Source organism: Cedecea sp. FDAARGOS_727, from assembly GCF_012273235.1.
In the GTDB taxonomy this organism is placed as follows: Bacteria; Pseudomonadota; Gammaproteobacteria; order Enterobacterales; family Enterobacteriaceae; genus Cedecea; species Cedecea davisae.
Window position 1 is genome coordinate 3,213,438 of the sequence record NZ_CP050966.1, and the last position, 13,193, is coordinate 3,226,630.

12 protein-coding genes are annotated in these 13,193 nt (G+C 46.3%); 3 read left to right on the forward strand and 9 right to left on the reverse strand.

Annotated elements, in window-relative coordinates:
- The first annotated feature begins 1 nt into the window (after nt 1).
- Complete coding sequence (gene xylB, locus FOC35_RS15260) at nt 2-1,468, forward strand: xylulokinase (protein WP_172569365.1); 1,467 nt, start codon at nt 2-4, stop codon at nt 1,466-1,468.
- A 65-nt stretch (nt 1,469-1,533) separates the two neighbouring features.
- Nucleotides 1,534-2,811 (forward strand): MFS transporter, encoded by a 1,278-nt coding sequence (locus FOC35_RS15265; RefSeq protein WP_172569366.1) that lies wholly within the window; start codon nt 1,534-1,536, stop codon nt 2,809-2,811.
- A 33-nt stretch (nt 2,812-2,844) separates the two neighbouring features.
- Here FOC35_RS15265 and FOC35_RS15270 read toward each other — a convergent pair whose 3' ends face one another.
- The 5 genes from FOC35_RS15270 to FOC35_RS15290 form a co-directional block, all read right to left on the reverse strand.
- Entirely contained in the window at nt 2,845-3,738 is an 894-nt protein-coding gene (locus FOC35_RS15270) for a TIGR01777 family oxidoreductase (protein WP_172569367.1), read from the reverse strand.
- A 23-nt stretch (nt 3,739-3,761) separates the two neighbouring features.
- Nucleotides 3,762-4,130, reverse strand: a complete 369-nt coding sequence (folX, locus tag FOC35_RS15275; RefSeq protein ID WP_172569368.1) for a dihydroneopterin triphosphate 2'-epimerase — start codon at nt 4,128-4,130, stop codon at nt 3,762-3,764.
- A 68-nt stretch (nt 4,131-4,198) separates the two neighbouring features.
- Nucleotides 4,199-4,828: a GSH-dependent disulfide bond oxidoreductase gene (gene yfcG, locus FOC35_RS15280; protein WP_172569369.1), complete on the reverse strand. Its 630-nt coding sequence runs from the start codon at nt 4,826-4,828 to the stop codon at nt 4,199-4,201.
- Between the two features lie 395 nt (nt 4,829-5,223).
- On the reverse strand, nt 5,224-5,628 hold the full coding sequence (locus FOC35_RS15285; RefSeq protein ID WP_172569370.1) for a hypothetical protein: 405 nt from the start codon (nt 5,626-5,628) through the stop codon (nt 5,224-5,226).
- Between the two features lie 26 nt (nt 5,629-5,654).
- Entirely contained in the window at nt 5,655-7,022 is a 1,368-nt protein-coding gene (locus FOC35_RS15290; protein WP_172569371.1) for an MFS transporter, read from the reverse strand.
- 286 nt (nt 7,023-7,308) lie between these two features.
- Between FOC35_RS15290 and FOC35_RS15295 the strand changes: the two genes are divergently transcribed.
- Nucleotides 7,309-8,142 carry an N-acetylmuramoyl-L-alanine amidase gene (locus tag FOC35_RS15295; RefSeq protein ID WP_172569372.1) on the forward strand — a complete coding sequence of 278 codons (834 nt, stop codon included), beginning with the start codon at nt 7,309-7,311 and terminating at the stop codon, nt 8,140-8,142.
- A gap of 318 nt (nt 8,143-8,460) precedes the next feature.
- On the opposite strand, the gene FOC35_RS15300 is transcribed toward FOC35_RS15295, so the two are convergent.
- The 4 genes from FOC35_RS15300 to FOC35_RS15315 all read right to left on the reverse strand — a co-directional run bounded on the left by FOC35_RS15300 (nt 8,461) and on the right by FOC35_RS15315 (nt 13,186).
- Nucleotides 8,461-9,342 (reverse strand): LysR family transcriptional regulator, encoded by an 882-nt coding sequence (locus FOC35_RS15300; RefSeq protein WP_172569373.1) that lies wholly within the window; start codon nt 9,340-9,342, stop codon nt 8,461-8,463.
- Between the two features lie 290 nt (nt 9,343-9,632).
- Entirely contained in the window at nt 9,633-10,328 is a 696-nt protein-coding gene (thiQ, locus tag FOC35_RS15305) for a thiamine ABC transporter ATP-binding protein ThiQ (RefSeq protein WP_172570377.1), read from the reverse strand.
- Nucleotides 10,312-11,922: a thiamine/thiamine pyrophosphate ABC transporter permease ThiP gene (thiP, locus tag FOC35_RS15310; protein ID WP_172569374.1), complete on the reverse strand. Its 1,611-nt coding sequence runs from the start codon at nt 11,920-11,922 to the stop codon at nt 10,312-10,314. Before thiP ends, thiQ begins: the two co-directional genes overlap by 17 nt.
- 349 nt (nt 11,923-12,271) lie before the next feature.
- Complete coding sequence (locus tag FOC35_RS15315) at nt 12,272-13,186, reverse strand: malate dehydrogenase (RefSeq protein WP_172569375.1); 915 nt, start codon at nt 13,184-13,186, stop codon at nt 12,272-12,274.
- Nucleotides 13,187-13,193 lie beyond the last annotated feature (7 nt).

The following is a 13,193-nucleotide window of genomic DNA, read 5'->3' on the forward strand; positions in this document are numbered from 1 at the left end:
TATGTATCTCGGGATTGATATTGGAACCTCCGAGCTAAAAGCTCTGATTATTGATGAGCAGGGCGAGATTCTGGCCTCGGGCCATGCCGCATTGACCGTACAGCGTCCGCATCAGCACTGGGCCGAGCAGGAACCGGAAGCCTGGTGGCAGGCTACTCAGCAAGTCGTTTCTGATTTACGCCAGCAGGTGCCGGACGCCTGGGCAAAAATCCGTGCTATTGGGCTTTCAGGCCAGATGCACGGGGCGGTATTGCTCGACAACCAGGGCAATGTGTTGCGCCCCTGCATCCTCTGGAACGACACGCGAAGCGCGGAACAATGCGCCGCGCTGACGGAGCAGCATCCTGAATTTCTCACCATCGGCGGCAATCTGGTGATGCCCGGATTTACCGCGCCGAAGCTGCGCTGGGTAGCGGAGCACGAGCCGGAAATCTTTGCCCGCGTGGATAAGGTGCTGCTGCCCAAGGACTATCTGCGCTGGCGGCTCAGCGGCGAATTTGTCTCCGATCCTTCGGACGCGGCAGGCACGTTGTGGCTGGACGTGGCAAAGCGTGACTGGTCAGACAAACTTCTGGCCGCCACCGGCCTTAACCGCGGGCAGATGCCTCGCCTGGTAGAGGGCAGCGAAGTCAGCGCCACTCTGCGCCCGGCGCTGGCAACCGAATGGGGGCTGAGTTCTGGGGTGAAAATTGCCGGAGGAGGCGGGGACAATGCCACCTCGGCGGTTGGGGTTGGTGCGGTAAATAACGGCGATGCGTTTATCTCGCTCGGTACTTCCGGGGTCATTTTCGTGGTGAACGATGAGCTGCAAACCCGCCCTGAGTCCGGGGTGCATGCCTTCTGCCACGCGCTGCCGGGCCGCTGGCACCAGATGAGCGTCATGCTAAGCGCCGCCAGCTGCCTGCGCTGGGTATGTAATCTGCTGTCGGTGACCGAAAGCCAGCTGATGGAGGAGATGGCGACGCTCAGTGAAGCGCAGAAAAAGCGCGCGCCGATTTTCCTGCCGTACCTCTCAGGAGAGCGCACTCCGCATAACGACGCCCATGCAATGGGCAGCTTCTTCGCGCTAAATAATGAAACCAACCGGGCGCTGCTGGGCTATGCGGTCATTGAAGGCGTGACCTTTGGCCTGGCCGACGGTATGGCGGTGCTGGAAACCTCCCGCAGCCGAATCAGCCAGTGCAGTCTGACCGGAGGCGGCGCCCGCAGTGCTATCTGGGCGCAGCTAATTGCCGACGTGCTGGATGTGCCGATTGTCACCCATCCGGCAAGCTCTTCCGGTGCGCTTGGCGCGGCCCGCCTCGGCTGGCTGGCCGACAGCGGCGTGGAAGAGGTGGTGTGCCGTAAGCCGCCGGTTCAGCAGCGCTTTACTCCGCGCAAGGCGTCACAAAGCGTTCTGCAACAGCGTTTGTGCGCGTTCCGCCTGCTTTACCAACAACAAAAAGCCGCTCGTAAGCTGCTGCCTTGATTTGCCCACCCGGCGGGCGGTTTCGCCGCCGGGAACTCCTGTACCCGTCAACGAGGAAGATTGTTATGCAATCTAAACATTACTGGTTTGGCTTACCCAAACACCTGCTCTGGGGCTTTATCGCGATTGCGATTTTTATGAGCGGCGATGGTTTCGAGATGGCATTTTTGTCGAAACACATTACCGATATGGGCTTTACGCCCGCGCAGTCGGCGATGGTGTTTACTCTGTACGGCCTCGCGGCGGGGCTGGCAGCCTGGGCCTCTGGCGTAGTCGCGGAGCTAATCACTCCGCAAAAAGCGATGCTGATCGGTTTTGTCACCTGGGTGGTGATGCACGCCCTGTTTATGTCGCTCGGGCTTGGGCTGCGTAACTATCCGCTGATGCTGCTGTTTTACGGCATTCGCGGCCTGGCTTATCCGCTGTTTATTTACTCCTTTATGCTGATGCTGGTGCAGGTTGTTCCGCGCGAGCGGCTGGCGGCGGCAACCGGCTGGTTCTGGGCTATGTACTCTATTGGCATCGGCGTAATCGGCAGCTACCTGCCAAGCCTGACTATTCCGGCGATGGGGGAAACGGGCACGCTGTGGCTGGCGATTGCCTGGGTCATGTGCGGGGGGCTGATTGCCTTCTTCAGCCTGCGAAATGTGCCGGTTGACCGCTCACGGGTGAACCTGCCGATGCGCGATAAAATGACCGAAATGTCCCGCGCGGTAACCATTCTTTTCAGCAACCGCGATGTGTTCTACGCCTGCCTGATCCGCATCATCAATACGCTGTCGCTATTTGGCTTTGCTATCGTGATGCCGCTGCTGTTTGTCGATCGCCTCGGCTTTACCATTTCCGAGTGGCTACAGGTCTGGGCGGTGTTCTTCTTCGTTACCATTTTCACCAATATATTCTGGGGAATTATGGGCGAATACATCGGCTGGATACGTCAGGTGCGCTGGTTTGGCTGTCTCGGCATGGCTATCTCCAGCCTGACGTTTTACTACCTGCCGGTGTGGGCGGGCCATAACTTCTGGGTGGCGCTCATTCCTGCTGTGATGCTGGGGACGTTTGTGGCGGCGTTTGTGCCGATGACTGCGGTATTCCCGACTCTGGAGCCGCATCATCGCGGGGCGGCTATTTCCATCTATAACCTGTCGGCGGGGATGAGCAATTTTGTCGCTCCGGCAATTGCCTCGTTAATTCTGCCGTTCTTCGACATTGTGGGCGTAGTCTGGGCCTATACCGGGCTGTATCTGTTTGCCGGAGTACTGACGTTTATTATTAAGGTGCCGCAGCCTAAGCGGGAGAAGGGCAATGCCAGCGCGGGGAAAATGAGTACCGTGGAGCAGTAGAAAAAAGCCGGGCGATAAACCCGGCTTGTTTTTTTAACGAATGACGTCCCGCAATGCCTCTTCCAAGTCGAACCAGCGGAAGCCAAAGCCCGCCTCCTCAAGCCGTTTGGGCAGAGCGCGCTGCCCGCCGAGCACCAGCACGGAAGACTCGCCCATCAGCAGGCGAATAGCCGTTGCCGGAGCGCGCAGAATGGCAGGGCGCTTTAGCGCGTGGCCCAGGGCGTGAGAAAATTGCTCGTTGCGGACGGGGTAAGGGGAAACCATATTAAACGGCCCGCGCAGATCGTTATCCAGCAGCCAGAGAATACCGTTCACCATGTCGTCGACGTGGATCCACGCCAGATACTGGCGGCCGTTGCCGATGGGGCCGCCAAGCCCGAGGCGAAACAGCGGCAGCATTTTTGCCAGAATGCCGCCTTTGGGGGCCAGAACGACGCCGGTACGCAGCAGGCAAACTCGGGTTGCTTCGCTTTGCGCCCCGCAGGCAATTTGCTCCCAGCGGGCGCAAAGTTTGTGGGTGAATTCATTGTGCGGCGGCTCGTCCTCGGTCACCACCACTTCCCCGAGATCGCCGTAATAGCCGGTTGCAGAGCCGGAAATAAAGACTTCAGGAGGCCGAGCGCTGGCCTTAAACAGCTCGACCAGCCGCTCCGTTATTTGCCAGCGGCTCTGGCAGAGGCGCTGTTTTTGCTGTTCGCTCCAGCGCTTATCGGCAATCGGCTCCCCGGCGAGATTGATTACCGCATCAAAAGCATCGATATTTTGCAGCTCGCCCAGCCCGTTGAGCAGCGAGACTCTGGTATCAAGAAGCCAGCGAGTTTTTTCAGGCGAGCGGGTGACGACCGTAACCTTATGGCCAAGTTCAAGCAGGCGGGATATCAGGTGGCGGCCGATTAATCCGCTGCCGCCGGTAACCAGAATCTCCATGCGTACCTCCCGATAAGGAGCGCTTAGCGCCGCCAGCTCAGGGTCATGGAAACCGAGTCTGCGTAGCGAAGCGCGTGAAGTTTATCAATCTCTACTTCAGCATAAGTCACCCACGGATGGGCACATGCGATATTCAGCACATCCTGAGTTAATTTTTCCAGCAGCGAGAAGCGGTTATTTTCTACCAGCTGGATGATTTCTTTGGTTACGGTGCGATAGTTAAGCGCATCGTTGATGTCTTCGCTGCCGCGCGCTTTGTCCGCGGGGTAGTGAATAGCGACGTTAATAACGATGTCCTGACGGTTGGCAATTTCTTCTTCTTTTATGCCGATAAAAGTGCGCAGGCGCAGGTTTTTAATACGGATGACGGCGTCTGGCCGAACGGATGACATTGCAGGCTCCTTATTCGTTTTTTCCCGCAACAGAATACACCAGCGCGGGAAAAAACTTGAACCGGAGGTTACGGCTTTTCTGCCTGTTTATAAGCTTTTACGGTCGCAGGGCGGGTGCGTATCCGTTCGAACCAGTTACGCACCGCTGGGAAATTGGCCAGTATGACACGCTGGCGCTCGTGGGAAACTACCCAGGGGTAAGTGGCGATATCCGCAATACTGTAATCATGCCCACCGAGCCACGGCGCTTTCTCGAGCTGTTTATTAAGCACGCCGTACAGCCGCTGGGTTTCGACCTGGTAACGCTCTATAGCGTAAGGCACCGGCTGAGGGGCAAAGTGGTTGAAATGGTGGTTCTGGCCCAGCATTGGCCCAAAGCCGCCAACCTGCCAGAAGAGCCACTGGAGCGTGGCGGAGCGGGCGCGCAGATCTTTGCTCAGCAGTTGGCCGGTTTTATCCGCCAGATAAAGCAGGATCTCGCCGGACTCAAACAGGCTCAGCGGTTCACCGCCGTCCGCCGGTTTGTTATCGACAATTGCCGGAATTTTATTATTCGGTGAAATAGCCAGGAACTCGGGGAGAAACTGTTCACCCTTACCGATATCCACCCGGTGGATTTTGTAGTCCAGGCCTGCTTCCTCAAGAAATAGCGTGATTTTATGGCCGTTTGGGGTAGGCGCATAATAAAGATCGATCATGGTCACTCCAGGGGTTAGCTTATTTTTTGGCAAACTTTTCGAGTATAGGAGCTTTTGTCAGCCTTGCACCGGGATGGTGCATTTTCAGCGGGTGAATATTGATGCTAAGTTCAATCTTTTACACTGGATCAGAATTAATTTTTCAATATATTTAATATTTACAGTGAGTTATAATAAAGGTTTTTATACTATGCCATTTCTGATAAGCATACTTAATAAAGTTGCTCTGCTATTTTGTGGCAATGCATTTATTATGACATCATATGTGGTTTTTGTGTGAATTCATTATAAATCAACCATTTGTCCGACTGGTTACAGAAAATGATGAAAAATTATATGATTCACTGTAACTAGTCATAGTGAACAATTCCATTGCAAATTGCATGTATAGTTATTTATGAGGTTAGGGCAGCCATTGTACCAAAGCCAATGATAGCTATCCCTGCCAGGACGATAATGACAGCCGTGGCAGCCACTCCTCCACCAGCCAATGCAGCAGTTTTACCAGTTGAAAAATCCTTTCGTTCCATCCTAGACACCTCTGATAGAGGTATAACCACCCCTTTATCATCTGTTATATAGCAAGGATTAATTTTTGATATCGTTATTTCACCGTGATAACCGTTCAATAAACTATATTTAACGTGGTCACCTACATATATCTCTGGCAGGAAGTCATAGTAATGACTATTAAGAGTTATACTTTTCTTTTCTATATTCACCGGGTTGTAAGTTGAACAACCTGAGAGCACTGAAAAGATAATAATTAAGAATGACGTCGTAACTACTTTAAAGTCCATGAATAACCTCACGTTATTTTATTATGCTAATACTTTTGCAAGCTATGACCAGATTTAAAACGAAGGTAGCTTATAGCAAGGGACATAAGCGAAAATAATGCTCCTGCTAACAGGCTAATGCTAGTACCATTGTTGGCGTAGAGATTGAAGAAGATCGCCACCAGAGCTGAGCCAATAATTTGCCCGATCAGGCGCGAACTACCCAATAGCCCACTGGCAATGCTGCTGTGTTCATGAGAGACCGAAGTCATGATGATATAGTTATTGGGAGACTGAAAAAGACCAAATCCAAAGCCACAAATAGCAACGCGCCATATGATCTCTATATTGGAAGGTTCTGCAGGAAGCCATGTCATAAGCAGTGTTCCTACTAAGAGCAATGACAATCCCGAGAGTGCTACCAGGTTGGGATTATACTTTTTGATAAAATCCCCAGCGACCAATGAGGTCAACATCGTTGCGAGCGGCCATGCGGTTAACAGCATACCAATTTCAACCACATTACGGTGCAATATATTATGGAAATAGAACGGTAGAGAGACAAAGGCCAACAGTTGTGTGCTGTATGACAGCATCGACATTAACAGAGATAATGTAAAAGCTTTACTGTGAAACATTGCGATTGGGATCAGTGCGTTATCAAGTTTTCTTTTTTGATTAGCATAGAGGATTGTTGCCAGTACCGTAAGAATTATAACACTTGAAACTATTTCAATAAGACTACCTTTCGTTAAACCTAGCATTAATGTCGAAAATGAAATAAACGTCAAAAAAACTAATCCTGCTCCAGCTTTATCAAATTGCGACTGCGTAGATTGAGTTGATTTAAGCGACAGGATACTCAGCACTAGCGAAATACAGGTTATTGGTACATTGATAGTAAATAACCAGTTCCAATTCGCTATGGAAAGAATAGCTGAGGCAATCGAAGGCCCGGCAGCAGCGGACACTGATACCACCATAACATTAATTCCTAAGCCTCTACCTAATAATTTTTCTGGATAGATGTCTTTTATAAGAGCAGCATTCACGCTTAGGATCGCTGCGGCGCCAAAACCTTGTATAACGCGAAATACTGTCAGCATATCTAGTGTTTCAGAGAGCGCACATCCGAGAGAGGAGAATGCAAAAAGAATGGCGCCTATAATGAAAATACGTTTGTTTCCAAATCTCCCACCAAAAGCAGAAAATATTAGTAGAGAAGAAATAACAGCAAACTGGTAAGCATTGATTATCAAAATGGAGGACGATTCAGATACGGCAAAATCTTTAGCTATAACCGGTAAAGCAACATTGGCAATCGTACTGTCGAGCATGGACATAACCGTACTCAGTGAAACCGCTAATACGGCACCAATGTTTAATTTATCTTCTTTGATCAGTTTGTTGGACATGATCCCTCTCCGTGGCAAATAATTGAATAGTAGATTGATTATTATCTGTTTTATTTGTTGGTGTTATTATGTTATAACATAACATCGCAGGTGGTGATAATTATAATTTGAAAGGATCTATATCAATATATTTCAGCCAGCGATGGCATTTTATCTGAAGTGGATTGATGATTGCTTATGGACTTATTACTACTGACTTAAAAATATGAAGCAACATTAAGAAACAAAAGAAAACATTCAAAATCTAGCTCGTTATTTCTGGTTATGTTATAACATACCAAAATGGATGCGTGAGGTGATAATATTGGACGACAAAACAACTCGACGGAAACTTATCCTTGCAAGTTTAGCTGCACTTGCAACTAACACCTTCGTAGCACCGTCATCTTCTGCGAAAATACTGGATCGGTTAACGTATCCACATTCCAAAGCTGATGCTCAAGGAAAATATACGGTTATGCTAGATCCTGGACACGGTGGTATTGATTCGGGGGCTGTTGGTCCTGAAGGAACGTTGGAAAAGCATGTAGTCCTGGACATCGCCAATAAGGTCAAAACTATTTTAAAAAGACACGGCGTCAATGCCTTACTGACACGCTCAGATGATACATTTATTCCGCTTTACCATCGCATCCAGATTGCACATGCACATAATGCCTCGCTTTTTATGTCCATTCATGCTGATGGTTTTGCCAGCCCGGCAGCGCACGGAGCTTCCGTATATGCTCTTTCAACTCAGGGGGCCAGTAGTGCAATGGCAAAATATCTATCTAAAAGTGAAAATGAGGCTGATGATATTGTTGGTAATAGTTTAGTTTATAAGGATAAATATCTAAATAAAACCATTTTTGATTTAAAACAAACGGAAACCATTAGGGAAAGTCTTTTGCTAGGGGCTCATATAGTTCAACACATCGCCCCTGTACACCACATGCATTCAAGCCAGACGGAACAGGCTGCTTTCGTCGTACTCAAGTCCCCCTATATTCCTTCAGTGCTAGTAGAAACCTCTTTTATTACTAACCCTGAAGAGGAAAAGTTATTAGGCACAGCAGCATTTCGCTATAAAATTTCTTGTGCCATATCCAGCGGTATTATTAACTATTTTAAGAGTTATTAAAATGGTTCGCACAATGATTCTATTCATCTGGAGTGAAGAGTGATGTATTCAATCAGTAGTATAATTTACCTACAATGTCGGAGGTATCTTTATGGTAATAATTAGATTAAAATATTTGACACTGAAAATTGCGTTTAATTATTTGTTATTTAAACTAATGGTGTATTGGTCAAAATAATTTTTTCCATAAGGATGATGTAATAAAACTTTACTGAAAAAAAACGTGAGAATATTCTTTTGAACAGAACATGTAAATAAAATGGGGCTCGTATATCAATTAATAAGATCTTTAGGAAAGTGCGGTGAATATTATATCGCTTATTTTACTATCTCATCCTGAGTTAACCATCGAATCAGCATTTGCACCCTATAAGGTATAATATCTCTATTTGGGTAAAGAAGACTGTATGAAACACGAGAGGATACCCAATCCGGGAGGCAGTGAGTTAATTTGAGTTCTCTGAGTTCATTTTTCACAAGTGGACCAGGAAGCAAGCATAACCCAAAACTATCAAGTGTCATTTTTTTTGCAAGTTCAAAAGTATCAACATAGAAGCTTGACTTTGGCGTAATGACTTTATTCTCATGATCTATATCTCGCCAAAATGACCACGCTTTATGTGGGGGGCATGAAATTGTCTTGTATTTTAAAATATCTTCAGGGGAAAGTAATTTAGCTAGCGAGAGAAAATTCGGTGATGCACATAGCAATAAATCTATTGTTCTAATTTTTTTTACTCTAAAATCCGGGTAGAGATAGGTTTCTACATCATTGCAAATTACAATATCTTTATTGTTGGTAATGGGTTTAGACGTTAGCTCAATATCTAGAATTACTTTTGGGTTTATTTTTTGAAAATCCAGTAGTTTATTATAAAATAAATCATTATATAATCCCTGCGGTGCGGAGATATTTATTCGTCCAGACATGTCAGAATCGAACTCTATACATTGGATCAATTTTTCATTAATTGATAGTAATTGCGGAAAGCATTCATGGAATAGAGTCTCGCCGAGAGGTGTAAGCAATATTTTTTTATTATCTCGGTGAAGTAACTTTCTATTCATGTTCGACTCAAGCTCTTTTAGTCTTCGGCTTATTGTTGATATGGGTATGCTTAGTTTCAAAGATGCATTTTTTAATGAGCCTTCTTTTACTATAATTCCAAATATTAGCATGTCATTTAAATTAATTCTCATTGAGGTTCTCTACTTTAAGTTTGTAATAACTTACACTATCTTCGCAATTCCGGCAGTTGTGATTTTCTAGCTGTAATAGACTATAGTAGTTTGAGTTTTGTAATGAGAGAAATCAATGTATTTATCAGGGGGTGCATACGAATAATGTGTTACATTATATTATGTGTATTTTAATTGATTATTAAATGTTTCAATTGATGCCCGTATTCAATATTATGTGAGTTATTGTATTCGGATATTATTTTTAATCATTTAAAGTTTCCATTTATGGCGCATCACTAATACTTGCCTCATGAGATTCCTAACAATTGCGAGGCACTGGCTTCGCCGCTAAGTAATTCGTTTGTAGTGCCATCCCAACCAATATGCCCATCTACCACCACCAGTGCTCGTTCGGTAATGTGTGCGGTATCCTCAAGGCTGTGTGAAACCATCAGTAACGTCAAATCCAGGCGGAGACAGACGTCTTTAACTAGCGTTAGCATCTCCTGGCGTAGTGCTGGATCAAGTGCCGAAAAGGGTTCATCCAGCAGCAATATTGGCTGTTCGCGTACCAGGCAGCGCGCCAGTGCCGCACGTTGCCGTTGCCCACCTGAAAGCTCGCCAGGGAGGCGATCAAGCATTGATGAGAGCCCCATCCGCATAGCAATTGCTTCAAGCTTTTGCCATTGGATAGCATTGAGTCGCAGGCCTGGGTCCAGTCCCAGCCCTATATTCTGGCGTACTGTAAGGTGGCTGAAGAGATTATTATCCTGAAACAGCATGGATACCGGACGATGCGACGGTAGTGTGTCAGTATGAGTCTGGTTTTTTATCGAAATTGTGCCACTCTTCGGAGTGAGGAAGCCTGCAATCAGATTTAGCAGCGTGCTTTTTCCTGCACCACTGGGCCCGAGTACAGCAATTCTCTCACCCTCACGTACAGAGAGGGTAAAATTCATAGGCAGCTGTTTGTACTGCCAGGTAATATTATTGAGTTCTAGCATCATTTCTCGGAATATTTTCTATCAAGGCAAAAAGACTAAAGCAGAGTAGTAATAACAGTAAAGCTGTCACCGCACCGTCGTTGTCCCGATATGAACCAATCTGCTGAAATAGATAGAATGGCAGCGTACGGAAGCTGTTATTACCAAATAATGCCACTATTCCAAAATCACCAATCGACAATACGGAGGCAAAGGCAAAAGCCTGCGTGATTGGGCGGCCTAGTGCGCTCAGTTCAACAAGACGTAAACGATTGATCCCCTGAATGCCAAGCGACTTGCAAAGTAGGCCGTAACGTATACTGATATCAAACATAGGCGTTTCCAGCACCTTTAGTGCATAAGGGATCGCCATCAACGCGTTTGTGAAAATGACGATATTATTCGCCGATTCAGGTAGACCAACGGTATTTTCCAACAACAGAAAAAGACCTGTGGCCAGCACAATACCGGGCATTGCAAGAATTAGTATACCGCTGAGCTCCATCATCTGTCCGATCAGCGGACGGCCTCGGGCACGAAGCTCGCGAGTGCTCCACAGCAGCATCATGGACAGTACCACGCACAGTATCCCCGCTGCTAACGCAATACGCAGGGAGGTCCACAGTGCCTGCCATAGCACCAGCTGTGATAATACTTGTAGTAACCGAGGGTTGAGGCCATCGACAATTACAGCCAGCAGTGGAGGAAAAAGCAACAACAGGGCAAGAACGATTAAAAGTGTATCTGCAAACCTACTATAAATGCCATCATCGGGCGCATGCCAGCCACTCATTTGCGTAGTGCCTGGTGCAATAGTTGTGCTGAGAGATTGGCTTATCAGCATTATTCCTAAACAGCAGGCCATTTGAATCACTGCAAGCATAGCCGCTCTTACCGGATCATAATCGTAGGTCAGCGCCTGGTAAATCGCTAGCTCTATGGTGGTGGCTCTCGGACCACCTCCGAGTGATAGCACAGTCGTGAAACTTGAAAAACAGAGTGTAAAAATCAATGCAGATACAGGAAGTATTTGCCGCCACAGCCAGGGCCATTCAATCAGGCGAAAGAAATTGAGCCCACGTATCCCAAGCTGTGCAGCAAGCTGGCGCTGTTCACCGGGGATTTGTTCCAACATCTGCAAAAAAAAGCGTGTTGCCATTGGCAGGTTAAAGAAGACGTGTGATAACAAAATGCCCTGTAGGCCATAAGGTGAGTAATTCCATTTCCAGCCCAGCGCCTGAAAGAGAGTTGCGACCCAGCCTTGACGACCATAAACGCTCAGAATGCCGAACACTGCCACCAGTACAGGTAGAATTAAATTCATCGCAAATAGGCGCAGCATGATTCTACGGCCAGGAAAACGTCTCCTGTAGAGCGCACGGGCGAGAAAAATGGCGGGTAGAACTGAGAATAGAGCGGAGAGTAAAGCCTGCCAGAACGAGAAATACACTACATGCTGAATATATTTGTCCTGCAGCAAATAGCTCCAGGGTTCGGCGGGAGCCTTGAACCACAAGGCCAAAAAGGCTGCCAGTGCAACGGCGAACATTAAGATAGAAGCTATCAGCCCTGGAATAAACCAACATGGAATTACTGACTGACGGTTGCTCAACATATCAGAGTCCAGTTCTCACGTTTTAGCGTCACCGGTTGTAAAGTGAATTTCAGTGTTGGCTTCGGTTTAAACTGCTGTTCGAATCGTGCAATGTACGTCATATCGGCAAAAGAATATATCCAGTTACCACAATAAGAAGAGAGATAAGTTATGTTCATCTGAAATATAAATCCTGAGAAAATACTATAAGCTGTGAGAGTGGTTGAGTTATATTTTTTCTTTGCCGCGGTCGATTCATTAACTTGTTTTAATAGTCGGAAATAAATGCTGTTGGAAGTAGAGGGTTGAATTGGGTGACAGCGGAGTTTAATTTCCAGTGTCACCTATATGATAAATTATTGAATGTGTTTTAATGTGATATTAAATCATATTTTTTAACAGCCTGTATAGACTCTTTTAGTAGTTTTATTTCGTCTTCGTTGAGTTCTGGTTGGATTGTGTGCTCGATACCTTTAGCTGTTATTAATCGAGGCATGCTGAGATAACCATGTAAATTATCGAGTTCAAAATGACTACTCAATGGCATGATAATGTGGTCATCTCTGATGATCGCAATTATTAAAGCTCTGCAGGCAGAGGATATAGCAAAGTTGGTTGAGTAGTTTTTATTTACAAAAATCTGTTGGGTTTCATTAAGTGCTTGCAAGATGAATGCTGAGTTACTTCCTGCTTCTTTTTCTGAGTTATAACATTGTGGTATAAATTGGCGATCACCATGCTCTCCAATAACGAAAATCTCAGGGGTGTGAAGTTGGCGATTTAACTGTCTGCTAAGAATATTTAAAATTCTTCCGGTATCAATAGTTGTTCCTGTTCCAATAACTCGGTGCTTTGGTATTGATGTTGTTTCAGAAATCAAACGAACAATAACATCATTAGGATTGGCAACAACAATATAAAATCCATCTGGTGAGTAATTAATCAGTTCAGGAATGATGTTATTATATAATTTAATATTTGCTTCTGCCATATCCTCTCTGTTTGTGCTAATAAGATTTCCCTGCGCATCTTTTTTTACAGGAAATGGGATCGATGCCGTGAGTACGATAAAGTCAGAATCACGTGTTTCTTCATAATCAGTAGTGGCATATATTTTACAAAAGCCATTGTAATGTGGCATTGCATGATTAATATCCAATGCTTCTGCCTGAGATCGTTTGTTGTTAATATCAAAAAGTACTATTTCACTAACCAGTCCTGATGTGGCCATTTGGAAAGATAACAGACTGCCAACACTACCAACTCCAATAATTGTTATTTTCATATGAACT

Excerpts from the sequence above, each read along its gene's own strand:
- xylB (WP_172569365.1), top strand. The coding sequence starts at position 2 with ATGTATCTCGGGATTGATATTGGAACCTCCGAGCTAAAAGCTCTGATT.
- FOC35_RS15265 (WP_172569366.1), top strand. The coding sequence starts at position 1,534 with ATGCAATCTAAACATTACTGGTTTGGCTTACCCAAACACCTGCTCTGG.
- FOC35_RS15270 (WP_172569367.1), bottom strand. The coding sequence starts at position 3,738 with ATGGAGATTCTGGTTACCGGCGGCAGCGGATTAATCGGCCGCCACCTG.
- folX (WP_172569368.1), bottom strand. The coding sequence starts at position 4,130 with ATGTCATCCGTTCGGCCAGACGCCGTCATCCGTATTAAAAACCTGCGC.
- yfcG (WP_172569369.1), bottom strand. The coding sequence starts at position 4,828 with ATGATCGATCTTTATTATGCGCCTACCCCAAACGGCCATAAAATCACG.
- FOC35_RS15285 (WP_172569370.1), bottom strand. The coding sequence starts at position 5,628 with ATGGACTTTAAAGTAGTTACGACGTCATTCTTAATTATTATCTTTTCA.
- FOC35_RS15290 (WP_172569371.1), bottom strand. The coding sequence starts at position 7,022 with ATGTCCAACAAACTGATCAAAGAAGATAAATTAAACATTGGTGCCGTA.
- FOC35_RS15295 (WP_172569372.1), top strand. The coding sequence starts at position 7,309 with ATGCGTGAGGTGATAATATTGGACGACAAAACAACTCGACGGAAACTT.
- FOC35_RS15300 (WP_172569373.1), bottom strand. The coding sequence starts at position 9,342 with ATGAGAATTAATTTAAATGACATGCTAATATTTGGAATTATAGTAAAA.
- thiQ (WP_172570377.1), bottom strand. The coding sequence starts at position 10,328 with ATGCTAGAACTCAATAATATTACCTGGCAGTACAAACAGCTGCCTATG.
- thiP (WP_172569374.1), bottom strand. The coding sequence starts at position 11,922 with ATGTTGAGCAACCGTCAGTCAGTAATTCCATGTTGGTTTATTCCAGGG.
- FOC35_RS15315 (WP_172569375.1), bottom strand. The coding sequence starts at position 13,186 with ATGAAAATAACAATTATTGGAGTTGGTAGTGTTGGCAGTCTGTTATCT.